The organism is Algoriphagus faecimaris (genome assembly GCF_900101705.1).
Taxonomy (GTDB): domain Bacteria; phylum Bacteroidota; class Bacteroidia; order Cytophagales; family Cyclobacteriaceae; genus Algoriphagus; species Algoriphagus faecimaris.
This window is the reverse complement of record NZ_FNAC01000059.1, coordinates 1-16566: the sequence shown is the minus strand read 5'-3', so window position 1 is coordinate 16566 and position 16566 is coordinate 1. Positions and strand designations below refer to the sequence as shown.

The 16566-nt window shown below is 41.8% G+C and carries 17 protein-coding genes; 10 read left to right on the top strand and 7 right to left on the bottom strand.

The genetic code is table 11. The features are described from left to right. Positions 1–187 (bottom strand): DUF4372 domain-containing protein (locus BLQ57_RS19465; RefSeq protein WP_175444684.1); only part of this gene is annotated, 187 nt, incomplete at its 3' end. A 488-nt stretch (positions 188–675) separates the two neighbouring features. Between BLQ57_RS19465 and BLQ57_RS19460 the strand changes: the two genes are divergently transcribed. Together BLQ57_RS19460 and BLQ57_RS19455 are read left to right on the top strand one after the other, a co-directional pair. Then, a complete protein-coding gene (locus tag BLQ57_RS19460) occupies positions 676–1662 on the top strand; it encodes a TolB-like 6-bladed beta-propeller domain-containing protein (RefSeq protein WP_139162824.1) in 987 nt (328 codons plus the stop codon). A 1-nt stretch (position 1663) separates the two neighbouring features. Continuing rightward, positions 1664–2374 carry a hypothetical protein gene (locus tag BLQ57_RS19455; protein ID WP_087941261.1) on the top strand — a complete coding sequence of 237 codons (711 nt, stop codon included), beginning with the start codon at positions 1664–1666 and terminating at the stop codon, positions 2372–2374. On the opposite strand, the gene BLQ57_RS19450 is transcribed toward BLQ57_RS19455, so the two are convergent. The 3 genes from BLQ57_RS19450 to BLQ57_RS19440 all read right to left on the bottom strand — a co-directional run bounded on the left by BLQ57_RS19450 (position 2371) and on the right by BLQ57_RS19440 (position 5076). After that, entirely contained in the window at positions 2371–3447 is a 1077-nt protein-coding gene (locus tag BLQ57_RS19450; protein ID WP_087941262.1) for a sensor histidine kinase, read from the bottom strand. The two genes, BLQ57_RS19455 and BLQ57_RS19450, sit on opposite strands and share 4 nt — an antisense overlap. 3 nt (positions 3448–3450) lie before the next feature. After that, the gene (locus BLQ57_RS19445; protein ID WP_087941263.1) at positions 3451–4143 is read right to left on the bottom strand and encodes a response regulator transcription factor; all 693 of its coding nucleotides are present in this window, start codon (positions 4141–4143) and stop codon (positions 3451–3453) included. 150 nt (positions 4144–4293) lie between these two features. Then, on the bottom strand, positions 4294–5076 hold the full coding sequence (locus BLQ57_RS19440) for a DUF3108 domain-containing protein (RefSeq protein ID WP_087941264.1): 783 nt from the start codon (positions 5074–5076) through the stop codon (positions 4294–4296). 178 nt (positions 5077–5254) lie between these two features. Between BLQ57_RS19440 and recA the strand changes: the two genes are divergently transcribed. Beyond that, positions 5255–6283: a recombinase RecA gene (gene recA, locus BLQ57_RS19435; protein WP_087941265.1), complete on the top strand. Its 1029-nt coding sequence runs from the start codon at positions 5255–5257 to the stop codon at positions 6281–6283. Between the two features lie 54 nt (positions 6284–6337). Here the strand turns inward: recA and BLQ57_RS19430 are convergent, their stop codons facing one another. Continuing rightward, positions 6338–7585, bottom strand: a complete 1248-nt coding sequence (locus tag BLQ57_RS19430) for an ABC transporter permease (RefSeq protein WP_087941266.1) — start codon at positions 7583–7585, stop codon at positions 6338–6340. Between the two features lie 125 nt (positions 7586–7710). On the opposite strand from BLQ57_RS19430, the gene queA reads away from it, so the two are divergent. From queA to BLQ57_RS19405, 5 genes are all read left to right on the top strand, one after another. After that, a complete protein-coding gene (gene queA, locus BLQ57_RS19425) occupies positions 7711–8760 on the top strand; it encodes a tRNA preQ1(34) S-adenosylmethionine ribosyltransferase-isomerase QueA (RefSeq protein WP_087941267.1) in 1050 nt (349 codons plus the stop codon). Positions 8761–8873: 113 nt separating this feature from the next. Further along, entirely contained in the window at positions 8874–9554 is a 681-nt protein-coding gene (locus BLQ57_RS19420) for a 2-C-methyl-D-erythritol 4-phosphate cytidylyltransferase (RefSeq protein WP_087941268.1), read from the top strand. A gap of 126 nt (positions 9555–9680) precedes the next feature. Continuing rightward, the gene (locus BLQ57_RS19415) at positions 9681–10523 is read left to right on the top strand and encodes a LiaF transmembrane domain-containing protein (RefSeq protein WP_087941269.1); all 843 of its coding nucleotides are present in this window, start codon (positions 9681–9683) and stop codon (positions 10521–10523) included. A 27-nt stretch (positions 10524–10550) separates the two neighbouring features. Beyond that, complete coding sequence (locus BLQ57_RS19410) at positions 10551–11591, top strand: sensor histidine kinase (RefSeq protein WP_087941270.1); 1041 nt, start codon at positions 10551–10553, stop codon at positions 11589–11591. Further along, positions 11588–12310 (top strand): LytR/AlgR family response regulator transcription factor, encoded by a 723-nt coding sequence (locus BLQ57_RS19405; RefSeq protein WP_087941271.1) that lies wholly within the window; start codon positions 11588–11590, stop codon positions 12308–12310. Before BLQ57_RS19410 ends, BLQ57_RS19405 begins: the two co-directional genes overlap by 4 nt. Before the next feature lie 55 nt (positions 12311–12365). Here BLQ57_RS19405 and BLQ57_RS19400 read toward each other — a convergent pair whose 3' ends face one another. Both BLQ57_RS19400 and BLQ57_RS19395 read right to left on the bottom strand, forming a co-directional pair. Then, positions 12366–12587 carry a DUF2795 domain-containing protein gene (locus BLQ57_RS19400; protein WP_008202749.1) on the bottom strand — a complete coding sequence of 74 codons (222 nt, stop codon included), beginning with the start codon at positions 12585–12587 and terminating at the stop codon, positions 12366–12368. 77 nt (positions 12588–12664) lie between these two features. After that, positions 12665–13912: a DUF349 domain-containing protein gene (locus tag BLQ57_RS19395; protein ID WP_087941274.1), complete on the bottom strand. Its 1248-nt coding sequence runs from the start codon at positions 13910–13912 to the stop codon at positions 12665–12667. Positions 13913–14042: 130 nt separating this feature from the next. Between BLQ57_RS19395 and ettA the strand changes: the two genes are divergently transcribed. Together ettA and BLQ57_RS19380 are read left to right on the top strand one after the other, a co-directional pair. Further along, a complete protein-coding gene (gene ettA, locus BLQ57_RS19390; protein ID WP_087941272.1) occupies positions 14043–15722 on the top strand; it encodes an energy-dependent translational throttle protein EttA in 1680 nt (559 codons plus the stop codon). 577 nt (positions 15723–16299) lie between these two features. Next, positions 16300–16566, top strand: a 267-nt coding sequence (locus tag BLQ57_RS19380; RefSeq protein WP_175444683.1) for a transposase family protein, incomplete at its 3' end; no start/stop codon positions are given.

Below are 16566 nucleotides of genomic sequence, written 5' to 3'. Positions count from 1 at the left end.
AGCTGTTGAGCGAATGGACTTTGGACACCACCCCATAGAGCATAAACACCAGCTGCTTCCAGGTATCCATGGTCTTATAATACCGATCTGACTGAAAAGTGTTCGTTGCTTGGTCAACGATCTCCCGGGGAATAAAAGAAAGTAACTGACTGATGATCGGATGACCTGATAGTTTTGTATGTTGCACTGGGTTGGTTGTAGTGTGGTAACCGCAACATCCCATTTAAAGCGGAATTAACCTAATCGGTGGTTCCGCTTTTTCAGTTTTGTACTATTCCAAGAAAGCTAACTTACATTGGTAATTTTACTCGGATGACAGTAATTTTTAATTATTTACAAAATGTTTAAGTTAAAATTTTACCATTTAGGTTTAGTGTTTTCGCTCATGTTTGGTGGTTCTATGATTTCTGCAATAAATCAATCCAAGTCAATTGGTAGTGAACTCATGGCAGAATCTAATCAAGATAACCCTGTATGTTGTGATATTTATGCTGAACCTGTTCCACCTCTTTGTTACACACAGATTTTTCCAACCTACAGAGAATATTACGGAGTAGCTTATTTATGTGTCGGAGGGTGATCTTTCTGAAATTGGAATCTTATTTTAAAACTGCTAATTGTATACAGTTGGCGGTTTTATTTTTTTTGGTTTTATCATCTTGTTCGGGGAAAAAAATGGGTAATTCCTTTGAGGAATATTTTGATTCTGCAAATGAAATAAACTTAGAAAAAATTTCTTTCGAAAAAGCTGAAGAAAATCCCTTTTTCTCCAATATGTTTATTCTAGGTTATATAGATAGTGTAATTGTAGTTAATGAATTATTGGATTCCGATTATACTTTCAAATTGATTGACCTGAAATCAGGTAGGGTAAAGAAATTTGGAAAAAGGGGGGAAGGGCCAAATGAGCTGTTGTCCGATGGGGGATATTTCCTTCTGGACCATGAAAACAATCACCTGATTATAGGTGATGGCTACTTTAATTACGTCTATAAAGTTGAAGAACTGTTTGAAGAAAATGTGCTCCCCATTGAATCGTTTCGGTTTGAAACAGGGGATGACAGGCTCATGGGACATAGGGTAATGGCAAACGGATCGGTTTTTGGATCAAGTTATTTGAAGCGTTTTGCTTCTTATGATATTTCAGAGTCTACATTTGATACTTATGAGGAATATCCAGGTGGAGAATCTCAGGCTTTGGCCCACCAGGCCTACTTTCTAGCTCACCCAACGGAGTTCCGAATTGCTTATGGCATGAGGTCTTATCCAGAGTTTGGTATAATCTCTGAAGAAAATGATCAGTTGGAGATTAAGAAATGGAATTGGGGAGAAGTAAATTCAAGAGTAGAAGAACGTTCTGATGGAACCCGTGCTTCCACTGGTTCTCTGGAAGATGAACTCCATTTCTTTTCGACAGCAGGAGGAAATAAATCCATTTTCTTCCTGCACTCCGGCGCAAAACTAAGATACCCAGATGGTAGAGTGCGCCGAGAAGGCTTGCTAACCGACAAAGTGTATCAATTGGATTGGAAGGGTAATCCTATTGCTGTTTTGAATTTAGGGCAAGAAGTAAAAGCTATTGCGGTAGATCCTGAAGAAAACTATCTGTATGCTTCTACAGGTTCAGCCAATCCTGAATTGTTGATTTTTAAATTACCATAAGTTGAAAAACATAATACTTTCTTGTTTGATATTAGTGTTGACTTTGGAAAAGATTCATGCTCAAGTTTCCATTATAGGAAATGAATTTGATCCAGCCCTAAACTCATTAGTTTATAAAAATCAGTTAGATAAAGTAAAAAGGGAATATTCTAAAGAAATGGTTGTAGTCCGCTTCTTGAATCCAGATAATGCTAGAATAGAATTTGAATTAACCGTTTGGGAGCATTTTATCAATGCTGTTGATAGTAGCCTCATAGGCTTTGTTTTTTACTCACCAAAGACAAACGATTCATTTCGGCAAATTTGGAATAAATCAGTAGGGTCTTCTGCAAGTTTGATTATCGATGAGGGACAAATAATAAATAAGTCTAACGAGATTTCAGTAGACCCAACTGAACATACATTAGTCATGGATAGGGATTTTAAAATATTGGATCAAGTTGGTTCCCCAATCCTAAATGAAAATTTCGATGACTTAAGAAATACAATTGCCAAGAACCTTTTAAAAAATGGCTTTGATCATGGAGTTAAAGGTGCAATCCATGACAAGGATGCAAATAATCGAACTTGGTTTATGGCACAGCCTATTTATGTAACTTCAACTGGAAGTACTATTCCTCAAAATGAAGCATTGAAACTAATTGTAGATGGATCGGCATTCCCTGAATATTCGCCTCTTTCAGATACTGTAAGACTTATCAAAAGACGTTAGGATTTTTGAACTACTTCTTTGCTTTCTAAGACCACTGGTTTTACCAAAGGCAGCGAGAAACTAAAAATAGATCCTTTTCCGACTGTAGAACTCACAGAAATCTTGCTTTTGTGTCCTTCCAGAATATGCTTTACAATCGCTAATCCCAATCCGGTTCCGCCTTCTTTTTTATTCCGGCTCTTCTCCACTCGGTAGAAGCGCTCAAAAATCCGCTTTAGATCCTCAGGAGGGATTCCCTGACCATCGTCTTTGATATCAACCTGAATATTGCTCTTACTTGCCTTTAATGTAACTTTTACCTGTCCCTCGTCGTGATTGTATTTGACGGCATTAAAAATCAGATTTTGGCAGACCCGATAGATTTTTTGTCTATCAGCATGGGTCAGGTAGCTTCTTTCAGGATCGTATTTGAAGTCGATGTGCACCTTCCGCTTACTGGCCTTGTGCTCCAGCTCCTCGATCACTTCCTCTATGACATCCTTGAGGTCAAAGTCCGTAAAGACAAATTTGATGACGCCGCTTTCCATTTGATTAAGCGTCAAAAGATCTTGGACCAGATTATCCAGAGAATCCAGACTTTTGGCTGCCCGCTTGAGGAATTTCATCCGGACTTGTTTGTCATCCATGGCCCCATCCAAAAGCGTGTGAATATAGCCTTGGGTCGCAAATATCGGGGTTTTTAACTCGTGAGAAATGTCGGCGATAAATTCTCTTCTGAATTCTGCATTTTTTTGCAGGGCATCGATTTCTTTTTGCCTAGCCAGCGCGTAGGAATTTATGACGGAATTGATCTTTCGAAGTGGGGAAATGGAGGATTTGGAAGATTTAATGGGAATCTCAGAGAGGTCTTTTTTCTGGATTTTTTCCAGCATGGAATAAATATTCCCAATCTCCCGAAAGACCAAAAACTCCAGCGTAATATTGATCAATAAGTAAGCAGCTGAAAATGCCAAACCAGCTGCAACTAAAATCAACAACGTAGTAGCATCATCCATCAGGGATAAAAATGCAGCCACCAAAGCCGATATGGCCATGGCCAAAATCAAAGAAATCCCACGGGAAGTAGCGAGCATGTTTTAAGAACCCAAATCGAATTTATAGCCTACACCTTTGACAGTAGTGATGTAGTCATCTCCGATTTTTTCGCGGACTTTCCGAATGTGGACATCGACCGTGCGTGCTAATACAAACACGTCCGATCCCCAGATATTCTGCAGCAACTCATCTCTACTGAATACCATATTAGGGTTTTTGGCAAGGAAATACAACAATTCAAACTCCTTCTTGGGCAGCGTGATCGTTTTTCCGGATTGCTCGATGGTATAACTGCCCCGATCGATGACCAAGTCTCTGATTTTGATTTGAGCTTGCTCTTGTTCTTTTTTGGACTCTCTGCGGAAAAGCGCTGCGATTCGACTCATCAAGGCGCGAGGCTTGATCGGCTTGGTGATGTAATCATCCGCACCCACATCAAATGCAGCTACCTCAGAGTATTCCTCCATCCTTGCGGTGAGAAAAATAATGAAGGTGTTTTTCAACTCAGGAATCTGCCGTAGCTGAAGGCAAGTTTCAACTCCATCCTGATGCGGCATCATGATATCCAAAAGTATCACATCCGGTAAAAATTTAGAAGCGGTTTTGACACCCTTGATTCCATCTTCTGCAGTGGCTACTTCGTATCCCTCTTTTTGCAGGTTGTATTTTAGAATTTCAACGATATCCGGTTCGTCATCGACTACCAGAACTTTGATTTTCTGCTTTTCGCCCATTTGGATTGTTCTTATTTGCTGATCAAAATTAAGCAATATTTAAGGATAGAAACCAATGATTTTATAGCACCTCACAAAGGCTCGTGCACTTTTGGAGACATGCTGATTTAAAATAGATCAAATATTATCAAAAAGTTAACTCAATGTTTCCTAATTATATCGCAATCCTTTGGCTGAAATGATGTCCAAGTTGAGGGATCCCAAGAAAAGATTGGCCTTGATTTTCACCGGTATTTTGTTCTGATCCTGTGTGACCCATACTTTGACAGGAAACTCCCCGCGGAAGAGTTTATTTTTCGGGATTTGAGGGGAGAAAATAAAGGTGTCTTTTTCCCCCAGTTCGGTTTTGAGTCGTTCGGTACCTTCGAAGATTAACTTTATGTTATATATTTCTTTATCAAAGAAACCCTTAATGGTCACATAATCTCCTGCCTTTAGCGTGCGCAGGTCTAAGGTCCGAAGGTAATAAAAGCCGCTTACCAAATCTTGAACCTGACCTGGCAGGTCAAACTCCTTGACCTCTTTCAATTCTCTGTTTTCTCGGTCAAAAAGCTGCATTTCAGCCTTTCGATTTTCTTGATCAAAAAATACCTTTTCATGTTTTCTATACCTTCCCTCTTCGATGTGACGGTAGGACAATTTGGGAAGTCGGCTTTCTGCGTTCCAGTGCGTTCCCCAATTGTCATTGACCTTACCAAATAGGGCTGCTGCACCTTTGGTTTTGCCATACACGTCGATTTTATAATGAGGCTTTTCATCATGTACCTGTGGGGCATGGCTGATCTGCATTTTGGCATCAGCAAGGTTGATCCAGCCGTAGCTCACCTCAAAATTCAGTTCCTCCCCAAAGGTGAATGGAATTTCAGGAGTCTTTTGGGCCTGAGCTATTCCGGGTAGAAGAAACAGAAAGAGAAGGAAGCGGAGTTGAATCATGATTTTTTTTGACAATACCTGACAAAAAGAAGTTATTTTTATAGGTATTACGAAAAAACGTGCCGAATAGTGACGAAAAGTACGAATTTGGTACCCGAATCCAAAAGTGGGACTATTTTGGTAAAAGAAATCCCGATTTGTAAATTCATTGTTTTCATTCTTTTAAAATTCTAAACACATGAGTAATAACGCAGAAAAATTAAAAGCACTCCAATTGACCATCGATAAGCTGGAAAAAACTTACGGCAAAGGGACGGTTATGAAGTTGAGTGATAATAAGGTCCAAGATGTTCCGGCGATTTCCACAGGTTCTTTGGGCTTGGATATGGCTTTGGGAGTAGGGGGGATACCACGAGGTCGAGTGATCGAGATCTATGGCCCCGAATCATCCGGTAAGACCACTTTGACCATGCACTGTATCGCGGAGGCACAAAAGGCCGGAGGCTTGGCTGCCTTCATTGATGCCGAGCATGCCTTTGACAAGAGTTATGCAGAGAAACTGGGGATTGACATCGAAAACCTCCTGATCTCTCAGCCGGACAATGGAGAGCAAGCACTTGAAATCGCAGAGCATTTGATCCGATCGGGGGCTATCGACATTATAGTGATTGATTCCGTGGCGGCATTGGTGCCCAAGGGTGAACTCGAAGGCGAAATGGGAGATAGTAAAATGGGACTTCAAGCTCGATTGATGTCTCAGGCTTTACGAAAGCTCACCGGGGCCATTAATAAAACGGGTTGCTCTTGCATATTCATTAATCAGCTTCGTGAAAAAATCGGAGTGATGTTTGGTAATCCTGAGACCACCACCGGCGGTAATGCATTGAAATTCTATGCTTCCGTTCGTTTGGATATTCGTAGAATCGGTCAAATCAAAGAAAGTGCAGATAATATCCTCGGTAACCGTACTCGTGTGAAAGTGGTAAAGAATAAAGTCGCACCTCCATTTAAAGTAGTAGAGTTTGATATCATGTATGGACAGGGTATCTCCAAAGTCGGGGAAATCATTGATCTGGGAGTGGAGTTTGAAATCATCAAAAAAGCGGGTTCATGGTTCTCTTACAATGGAGAAAAACTAGGACAGGGCCGGGATGCGGTGAAGAACCTTCTCCTGGATAATCCGGAACTGATGGAAGAGCTAGAGAAAAAAATCAAATCTGCCTCAGGTTTGCTGCCTGTAGAACCGGAGGGTAAGGTTGAAGAATAATTAGAAACAAAAAAGTGAGGCTCAAGCCTCCCTTTTTTGTTGAAAAGGAATCTTTTAAGTAGACCTGATCGCTTCAACTGGGTCCATCCGTGCTGCGAGTGTAGCAGGTACTATACCCGAAACTACCCCGATAATAGAAGATACTCCTAGGCCTAGAATAATATTCTGAACGGAGAGAACAAGCTCTAAGGTGCCCAATTGGATAAAGCTGAGGAAATAAACGAGGATGATCCCCGTTCCCCCTCCGATGAGACTCAGGCAGACTGCCTCAAATAGAAACTGGAAAAGGATAAAGTAATTTTTGGCTCCCAGGGATTTTTGAATGCCAATGATATTGGTTCGCTCTCTTACAGAAACAAACATGATATTGGCGATACCAAAACCGCCCACGAGAATGGAAAATCCTCCAATCACCCAGCCTGCGGAGGAAATCACATCAAAGATAGATCCTATGGTATTTTGGATAAACTCGGTTTTGTTGAGAGAGAAATTGTCTTCTTGAGTGGGTTTTAGGCCCCTTTTGGCTCGCAAAAGACCGATCATTTCGTTTTCTAAAGCAACTAAGCCGATGTCATTTTCATTGCCTTTGGCTGCAATAGTCGGCTCTATACCATTTCTCCCGGTATAAAACATCTTATTAAATGCTCCATAGGGAATCAGACAGGCCTCATCTTTAGACGGTAAATCAAAAAGCCCTTCTCCTTCTTCTTCAAATACACCGACGACAATAAACTTCAGCCCTCTCATTTTGATTTCTTTCCCGATGATGGGTTGATTTGGGTAAAGTGTATTGGCGATTTTTTTTCCGATGATGGCAAGATTTCTGGATGCGTTGACCTCTACCTCTGTAAAATAACGGCCTTCCTCAAGCGCTACTTCGTATACGTCTTGGTAAGTATAGGCCACTCCTGTCAGTTGGGTGCCTTGATAGGCATTGCTGCCTGCCTGAAGGGTAGTCGTCGCCGAAGCTGAGATAGTGATTCCTTCGGCATTTTGAATATTTTCTTGAAGAAATCGGTATTCAGAAACAGTCGCAGCCGGTCTTCTGAAATATTTCCACCAAGGAAAGTTTTGGGGAGGGGAATCAAAAGGGAAACGGTCCACTCGGATGACATTAGTTCCCAGGAAGGAGAAGGAAGATTTAATATTATTCTCCAGGGAATCGACTAGCGTAAATACAGCTATAATTGCGAAAATACCCACTGTCACGCCGAGAAGCGATAATATTGTCCTTGTCAGGTTGGACTTTAAGGCGCTAAATGCGAAGAGAAAACTTTCCCATGTCAATCGGAAAAAGAGCATGCTTTTAATAGTTGGTTAAAACAATTTGTCAAGTTAGGTGAAATTGGAGATTTTTGTTATTATCTTTGCATTTTTTAGAGTTATTCTAAAGAAATTAATCAAGCGTAGATATCTAAAGCTTATATATGAAATTATCTGATTTCAAATTTGACGTTCCTAAGAAGTTAATTGCCCTTTATCCAACAGACAATCGAGACGAGTCGAGATTGATGGTGGTTCACCGCAAAACGGGGGAAATTGAGCACAAAACTTTCAAAGATATTATTGAATATTTTGGAGAAGGGGATGTTTTCGTCACCAATGATACCAAGGTGTTTCCTGCTAGACTTTATGGCAATAAAGAAAAAACTGGGGCTGAAATCGAAGTTTTTTTGCTGAGAGAATTAAATCCTGAATTGAGACTTTGGGATGTGCTCGTAGATCCGGCTCGAAAAATCCGTGTTGGTAACAAGCTTTACTTTGGAGATTCTGACTTGGTCGCTGAGGTCATCGACAATACAACCTCAAGAGGGAGAACGATCAGATTTTTGTTTGATGGTACCGAGGAGGAGTTTCACAAGACCATCGATACGTTGGGAGAAACTCCACTTTTGAAAGATATCATTGAGCGTAAAATCGAGCCTGAAGATCGAGATAGATACCAAACTGTATTTGCTAAAAATGTAGGGGCTGTGGCCGCTCCGACAGCAGGTTTGCACTTTACTCCTCACTTGCTTAAGCGCTTGGAATTGCAGGGAGTGGAGGTCACACCGATTACGCTGCATGTGGGTTTGGGTACCTTCAGACAAGTAGATGTAGAAGACCTGACCAAGCATAAGATGGATTCTGAGAATTATGATATTCCTGATGGCACTGTAAAGTTGGTAAACGAAGCTTTGGATCATAAGAAACGTGTGGTGGCTGTAGGCACTACTGTATTGAAGACAGTAGAATCTTCGGTGACAGCAAGCAATCACCTGAAAGCATCTAGTGGATGGACAGATAAGTTTATTATTCCTCCTTATGAGTTTAAGATTGCAAATGCATTGATTACAAATTTTCACCTCCCTGAGTCTACACTTCTAATGACCGCTTCGGCATTTGGAGGGTATGATTTGGTGATGAAAGCATACAAGGAAGCTATTAAGGAAAAATACCGCTTCTTCTCCTATGGAGACGCGATGTTGATTTTATAACAAATTGAAAAGCTCCCGAAATGGAGCTTTTTTTATGAATTCATTTTTTAGTGACTTTGGGATAATGGGGACAAAAGTTTCAAAATCTTAATTTGCGAGAAATAGTAAGCCAAATGGAAAAAGCAGCGGTATTGGTCGCAGGAGGAAAAGGAACCCGTATGGGAGGTCCTATCGCAAAGCAGTACTTGCCCATCGGAGGCAAGCCTGTTTTGATGCATACCTTAGAGGTATTTTTCAAAGTGGATCCGGATATACATCTTATTTTGGTTTTGCCTGCCTCCGATTTTGCGCTGTGGGATAAGCTCGTCTTGGATCATCAATTCACTATCCCCCATCACTGTGTTGGGGGAGGTAATTCTCGATTCCAATCAGTTAAAAATGGCATCAAAGCCATTCCATTTCATGAGGGTTTGGTTGCGATTCACGATGGTGTTCGGCCTTTTGTACGGGAGGAAGTTATTGAGGAAAGTTTTGATGTAGCTCAAAGGACGGGGAGTGCGATAGCTGTGATATCTCTGAAAGACTCCATCAGAAAATTGAGTGATGATGGTAAATCAACCTATCAGGAGCGACAATATTTCAGATTGGTGCAGACTCCACAAACTTTTCAACTTTCTAAAATTCGCCAAGCTTTTGAAGTCACGGAGTTGCCTCAATTTACCGATGATGCGACCGTCTACGAGCATCAAGGCTGGCAAGTTAGCCTGATTCCGGGAAATGCCGAGAACCTTAAACTGACTACACCAGAAGATATGGCTTACGCAGAATTTTTATTAAGCCAGAAAAAAGCATAGTAATTTAACTGCAGCTTTACCGACTTTTTAGGGTAGTTCACCGACTTTTTTTCCTTCTGATCTAGTGCCGCTATGCTCTAAGACCACCATGGGGTACATTTGAGCATCATTTAACTCAATCTACAAATGGCACAATACACTAACCCAAAATCCAGTAATGACGGCGGGATCGTCTTTGGATTTATCATTCTTGGTATCGGATTACTCCTCTTGCTAAAAAAGCTGGGAATATTTTTCCCAGGATGGCTGCTTTCATGGCCCATGATTTTAGTGGCAATTGGAGCAGTGGTTTTGATCAAGCATCAATTCCGCTCTTTCTTTGGGGCGATCATGTTAGGATTTGGACTTTATTTCTTAGCTGAGCGGGAATTCGGTTTTTACCTAGGCATACAGCAATACATCTTTCCGTTAGCCTTGATTCTTTTGGGAATCTATCTCATCACCCAAAAACAAAAAGAGAAAAAGGTGATGGATGATGTGATTCAAAAAATGCATCAAAAATCCTTTAAAAGCACTTCCTCCGCTTTTTCCTCTTCCTCAGAGGAGGATGAGCTAGGCGCTTCGGAGGAGGAGCCTAAGAATCAAAGCGGTTCCAGCTCAGGTATCGGCGGGTCCTCGGGAATATCGTACTCTGATAGTGCGAATATTGATGCGATCTTCAGCGGAGTGAATAAAAGAATTCTTTCAAAAAACTTTCAAGGAGGAAAACTGACAGCAGCTTTTGGGGGGATTGATTTGGATCTTTCTCAAGCAGATCTCAGTGGGGTAGTCACCATGCAGGTAGATGTGATTTTTGGAGGCATGAAGTTGATCGTTCCACCTCATTGGGATGTACGTACCGAAGTGACTAATATCGCTGCAGGAGTAGAGGATAAGCGCTACTATCGACAGTCGGAGGTAGACACAGACAAAGTCTTGGTTTTGAGAGGAACCATTTTATTTGGAGGTTTGGAAATCAAATCATTTTAACGACCTTTTCTTCTAAAATTCACAACGTTGTTTTCCAAAGCATTTTCATCTCCTTCCAAAGCGTATTGGGTCATTCAAGGAGCCGGTTTGATCTGGCTCCTTGCTACAGTGATCCTGCTTCGATATTATGGATTGGGCTGGATAGTCGCCTTGGTAGATGCCAGTATTTTTTCCGGAGTCTTTCTGATGGGAGTCTTTGTTTTAGATAGGATTTTCAGTTTCTACATTCCTAAGGGGATCAATACCTGGCTCCTTTTAATCTTGCCCTTGGTCCTTAGTCTTATTGGTGTGTTGATTCATCGCTTTTCTTTAGAGTTGATTTTTGATTCAGATGAGGAGCTTGCCCTTTTTCTTAAATCCCACCTTTACCTCCGATGGGCAATAATGGCTCTTGCCGAGGTGATGATCACCCTTCTCGCTATTGTCGTATCCAAACTGGAGCAGCAACAGGCTACTCAGAGGAGGGAGCTACATATCATGGAGCTGTCAAAAGAAGCCGAACTGACCCAATTGAGGCAACAACTTCAGCCTCATTTTCTATTCAATAGCTTAAATTCCATCAATGCATTGGTGGTTTCATCCCCTCAAAAGGCCAGAGAAATGGTTTTACTACTTTCTGATTTTCTCCGTGGTACTATCCGAAAAGATCATCTAACCTGGATAAGTTTGAGGGAAGAGTTAGATTATTTGAACATGTATCTGGAAATAGAGAAGGTTCGCTTTGGTCACCGCTTAAGGATAGACTTTAAAGTGGAGCCGGAAGTTCCCGGTTTTTCTCTCCCACAGCTTTTGATTCAGCCGCTTTTGGAAAATGCCATCAAACACGGATTGTACGGCGTCACGGGAGAGGTCACAGTGATTTTAAAGGCATGGAAAAACCAAAATTACCTGGTTTTGAGTATTGAAAACCCCTATGATCCCGAAACAGTAAGTCAAGGAGGACTCGGGTTTGGCCTTTCTTCCGTAGAAAGAAGGCTCTATTTGCTTTTCGGAAGAAATGATTTACTGAATAAGAAAGCACTAGACACCATCTTTATTGTAGAATTGAAAATTCCCCAAATGAAATGATCCGCACTATAATCATAGATGATGAACCCCTTGCTGCTGGTATAGTCAGAGAATTTCTGGCTGATTTTGATCAGTTTGAGCTAGTAGACGAGTGTTCTGACGGGTTTCAAGGATTAAAGGCTATACAGAAACATCAGCCGGATCTGATTTTTTTGGATGTACAGATGCCAAAAATTACGGGATTTGAGATGCTCGAACTGTTAGATGAGGCACCTGCTGTGATTTTCACCACGGCATATGATCAGTATGCTCTCAAGGCTTTTGATGCCAAGGCGATTGATTATTTATTAAAACCCTTTTCTCAGGATCGATTTGGTCAGGCCATACAAAAATTTCTGGCTAGTCAAGGTCATAGTAGTCATGCGCAGGGTATTCAGGAATTGGCAGAGAAAAGCAATCGATTGGTCGTCCGGGTCAAAAATGAAATCAAAATTATTGCCGTTGCAGATGTGTTGTATTTTGAAGCAGCAGATGATTATATCGCCATTCATACAGCACAGGGGAGATTTCTCAAAAAAATGACCATGAAGTCACTGGAGGAGGCGCTTTCGCCGGATCGATTTGCGAGAATTCACCGATCCTACATGCTTAATGTCAACTCGATCACTCGGATAGAGCCCTATGAAAAGGAATCGTATCTGGTTTTTTTGATCAACAAGGAAAAGTTACCTGTCAGCAAAACGGGGTATGCCCGACTCAGGCAGGTCCTTGGGATATAAAATTTAAATCACTCCGAAAAACAAAAAAGCCCCAGAAATATCCAGGGCTTTGGTATCAATATTCGTCTTCGTTGAAAAAGAAGTCATCTTTGGTCGGATAATCCGGCCAAATCTCCTCGATGGTCTCATAAGGTTCTCCATCATCTTCCAGTTCTTGGAGATTTTCTACCACTTCTAGCGGTGCGCCAGATCGGATGCCATAGTCAATCAGCTCATCCTTGGTGGCTGGCCAGGGAGCATCCTCTAAATAGGAAGCTAGTTCTAGTGTCCAGTACATAGTGTTTATTTTAAGTTGTTCCGGATTTTTAAGGTTGCAAAAATATCTTTTTTTTTCGATATGTAATGGTGTACTGATTATTTAAAAGAAAGTTGCTTTAAAATGTAATTTTTTACGTCAACTTTCCGCTTCAGTCCTGATAGCTTTTTCTTCATCATAATTTCGAAATCACTACTTCTTACTTGGAAATTATCCGAATTGTTTTGCGCGGTATCGTATTCGGATTGATCTCTATGAAGAAGATCTTTCAGTAAAGCTATTTTGATTTGATTTTGTTCTGTCTGAGGCTTTTCGTCAAAGTCCGGGTATTTGCCGTGCACCAGTTTTTCTAAGAATGCTTTTTCAAATACGATATCAGAGAAGAACTGGAAAGATCGTGCCAACAAATTGGCATCCTTGGGTTTTCGAGGAGGAAGTTTCCGCCACTCTTGCTGTATCTCCTTTGCCCGACCGATAAGTTCGTAAGACGAAGGCTGTCCAGCTAGTTTTTTAATCTCCTCGGTGAGGGTTTCGACTTTTTTCATCACCTCACGTGGGTGCATTTGAGGCCCTGGGTTCAGGGCTCTTCGGTATCGGGAGAATATTCGATTATTCAATTTAGAAAATTCATCCCAAAGTGGTTGCCGTTTTTCAGCAGGGACTTTACCAGCTGATTTCCATTCTTTTTGAATTTTTTTACTGATTTCAAAAGCCATTTTGGCATCTGGTAAGTCATGTGCCTCCCTGGCTTGCTCTACGAGTGACTCATAGACCTTAATGTTTTCTTCAGCCTGTAGGGCCAATCCTTCAAAGAAATGCCGTCTGTTTTCGAAGAAATGCTGCACATGATCATTAAACTCCTGCTCGATTTCTTCTTCGATTTCTTTATCCACCGGGCCGGTTTTGATCCAGCGCATTTTTAGATCCTTATAAAATTCTGTGGTGGCTTTCCAGTCCGTATCATCCCGCATGGAAGCGGCTTCCTGAATCAAGGCCTGCTTGACCTCTAAGTTTTTGCTGCGATTGGCCTGGATGATTTCATTGAGGTATTCCTCCTGCTGATTCAATTCCTCGATCAAAGGAATAAAATCCCCTAGAGCATCCGACTGGTAGAGTGAATCTCTGAGGTGGATCAGCTTCATTAGAAAAGAGCCCTTGTTTTGGTTCTCTTGAATATCAGTCTTTAGCTTTTCTACTTTCTCTTTGATCTGCTCAAAACGACCCTCAAAATATGCGATCGTAGAGGCTTCATCCTCTTTTACTTCTCCAATCTCCCTGTCCGCATTTCCCAGAAATCCCTTTAAATATACTTTCTTGTCTTTTATGTATCCGTATGGATGCTCCATTGCGCTACAGTAGGTTAGGTGGTCGTTTTCTATTTTCCGCAAATTAATTAATTCAAAAGCACTTATCCTAAGAAAGGGCTTTTTTTGCATCTTTGCTGTTTAACGCAAATTTTCAAGAAAAATTCAACTCATGAGTGCAGAAAAAATCATCTTTTCCATGGCGGGGGTCTCCAAGATCTACCCACCACAGAAAAAAGTACTGAAAGATATCTACCTCTCATTTTTCTACGGAGCTAAAATCGGGGTTCTTGGACTCAACGGTTCCGGTAAATCCTCTCTACTTCGGATTATCGCAGGCGTGGACAAGGAGTATCAAGGAGAAGTAGTCTTCTCTCCTGGCTACACCGTCGGTATGCTCGAGCAGGAACCCAAGCTAGACCCCGATAAAACCGTAAAAGAAGTAGTCGAAGAAGCAGTTGCAGATACGGTCAACCTGCTAAAGGAATTCGAAGAGATCAACGAGAAATTTATGGATCCTGCCCTAATGGAGGACCCTGATGCAATGAATAAGCTCATCGAGCGACAGGGAGAAGTGCAGGAAAAGCTAGATGCTGCCAACGCTTGGGAGCTTGATGTCATGCTGGACAAAGCCATGGATGCCCTGAGACTTCCCCCTGCTGATGCCAATGTGGCTAATCTTTCAGGAGGGGAAAAGCGTAGGGTGGCCCTTTGTCGTTTGCTTCTTCAGGAGCCGGATGTGCTTTTGCTGGATGAGCCGACCAACCACCTGGATGCTGAATCGGTACATTGGCTGGAGCAGCATTTGAAAAATTATAAAGGGACAGTCATCGCCGTGACCCACGACCGCTACTTCTTGGATAATGTGGCTGGATGGATTCTTGAGCTCGATAGGGGTGAGGGTATTCCATGGAAAGGCAACTATTCCTCTTGGCTAGACCAAAAGCAACAGCGTCTCAAGCAAGAGGAGAAAACCGAATCCAAGCGTCAAAAAACGTTGGAGCGGGAACTCGAGTGGATTCGTATGTCTCCTAAAGCCCGTCAGTCTAAAGGAAAAGCCCGTCTCAATGCCTATGACAAATTGGTCGGAGAGGAAGCAAAAGAGAGAGAAGCTAAGCTGGAACTTTTCATTCCACCGGGACCAAGATTAGGAGCTAAAGTCATCGAGGCAAATCATGTGTCCAAGGCTTTTGGCGATAAATTGCTTTTTGAAGATTTGAGCTTTTCGCTGCCTCAAGGTGGTATTGTAGGGATCATCGGGCCAAATGGTGCGGGAAAATCTACGCTGTTCAAATTGATCACCGGACAGGAAAAGCCTGATTCTGGGAATTTTGAAGTAGGAGAAACCGTCAAACTGGCCTATGTGGATCAGGAGCACGATTCGCTAGACCCAAATAAGACCGTCTACCAGTTGATTTCTGAAGGGAATGAACTGATGAAATTGGGAAATAAAGAAGTTAATTCTCGAGCCTACGTGTCAAAGTTCAACTTTGCGGGATCAGATCAGGAGAAAAAAGTCGGCGTGCTGTCTGGTGGGGAGCGTAACCGGGTTCATTTGGCTATTACCCTAAAAGAAGGAGGAAACTTGCTTCTCCTCGATGAGCCAACCAACGATTTGGATGTGAATACGCTTCGGGCTTTGGAAGAAGCCTTGGAAAACTTCGGTGGCTGTGCGGTGATTATTTCCCACGACCGATGGTTTTTGGATAGGATTTGTACCCATATTTTGGCATTTGAGGGGGATTCTCAAGTGTATTGGTTTGAGGGTAATTTCTCGGACTATGAAGAGAATAAGAAGAAAAGGCTGGGTGATGTGACGCCTAAGCGGATTCGATATAAGAATCTTAAATAGTAGACAGTCTCAGTTTGCAGTATTCAGCTTGTCAGCCTGAGTTTCCAATATTCTTCGAACATATAAAAGGACGTGACTGATCATTCGCCTTTGGGTAGGATCATTGTCACCTTGAGCGGAGTCGAAAGGTCCTCGACTCCGCTCGGACTGACTCGATTTTCGATCTTTAAAATCAATCCGTTATTGGTAGCGTAGTCGAAGGCGATAATCAAGCTACTCTGAAGAGTGAAAAATCTTAGCCTCTCGAGGAGAAATCTTCGAGGGGTTTGGTTTTTAAAAGTTAGTTTGATAAATTGTTTTAATTGTCGAAAATGTTTTTAGCCGATGAGTCAGCGAAGATTTAGATTTCATGTAGCTATGATTAGTATTGCTTTGGTAATAGGCAGCCTTTCTTTGTGGTATAGTGGTTTTTGGATGGAGGGTAGGAATAAGGTTCCTAATTTTACTGCAATTGCGATGGTGTTTCTAATTATTTCCCAGGTATTACAGCTTCGAGCAGGATTAAAAGAAAAGGGCTCTAGATGATTTATAGTGGGTAACTGGAAACTGATTTAGGGAAAGTATCTATTTTAGTTTCATGAACAGCAATCAGATTTTTGAGATGGCCCTAGGTCTAGAGAAGCCATGGCATGTAAAGGAGATAATAATGACAAAGCCTGAGGCTGGGCACCACGGCCAGATCGATATATATCTTGACTTCGAGAAGGGTTTTAAATTCCCGAACGGGAAGACCCATGATACGGTCGAAAGGACCTGGCAGCATCTCAATTTTTTCCAACATAAATGTTTCCTTCATGCACGGGTTCCCAGAGTACAAACAGCTGATGGCAAGACCGAAACTGTA

Bases quoted from the DNA above. Each gene is read 5' to 3' on its own strand.
- ettA (WP_087941272.1), top strand. From the start codon at position 14,043: ATGAGTGCAGAAAAAATCATCTTTTCCATGGCGGGGGTCTCCAAGATC.
- BLQ57_RS19395 (WP_087941274.1), bottom strand. From the start codon at position 13,912: ATGGAGCATCCATACGGATACATAAAAGACAAGAAAGTATATTTAAAG.
- BLQ57_RS19460 (WP_139162824.1), top strand. From the start codon at position 676: ATGGGTAATTCCTTTGAGGAATATTTTGATTCTGCAAATGAAATAAAC.
- BLQ57_RS19450 (WP_087941262.1), bottom strand. From the start codon at position 3,447: ATGCTCGCTACTTCCCGTGGGATTTCTTTGATTTTGGCCATGGCCATA.
- BLQ57_RS19415 (WP_087941269.1), top strand. From the start codon at position 9,681: ATGGCACAATACACTAACCCAAAATCCAGTAATGACGGCGGGATCGTC.
- BLQ57_RS19420 (WP_087941268.1), top strand. From the start codon at position 8,874: ATGGAAAAAGCAGCGGTATTGGTCGCAGGAGGAAAAGGAACCCGTATG.
- BLQ57_RS19445 (WP_087941263.1), bottom strand. From the start codon at position 4,143: ATGGGCGAAAAGCAGAAAATCAAAGTTCTGGTAGTCGATGACGAACCG.
- BLQ57_RS19430 (WP_087941266.1), bottom strand. From the start codon at position 7,585: ATGCTCTTTTTCCGATTGACATGGGAAAGTTTTCTCTTCGCATTTAGC.
- recA (WP_087941265.1), top strand. From the start codon at position 5,255: ATGAGTAATAACGCAGAAAAATTAAAAGCACTCCAATTGACCATCGAT.
- queA (WP_087941267.1), top strand. From the start codon at position 7,711: ATGAAATTATCTGATTTCAAATTTGACGTTCCTAAGAAGTTAATTGCC.
- BLQ57_RS19440 (WP_087941264.1), bottom strand. From the start codon at position 5,076: ATGATTCAACTCCGCTTCCTTCTCTTTCTGTTTCTTCTACCCGGAATA.
- BLQ57_RS19405 (WP_087941271.1), top strand. From the start codon at position 11,588: ATGATCCGCACTATAATCATAGATGATGAACCCCTTGCTGCTGGTATA.
- BLQ57_RS19400 (WP_008202749.1), bottom strand. From the start codon at position 12,587: ATGTACTGGACACTAGAACTAGCTTCCTATTTAGAGGATGCTCCCTGG.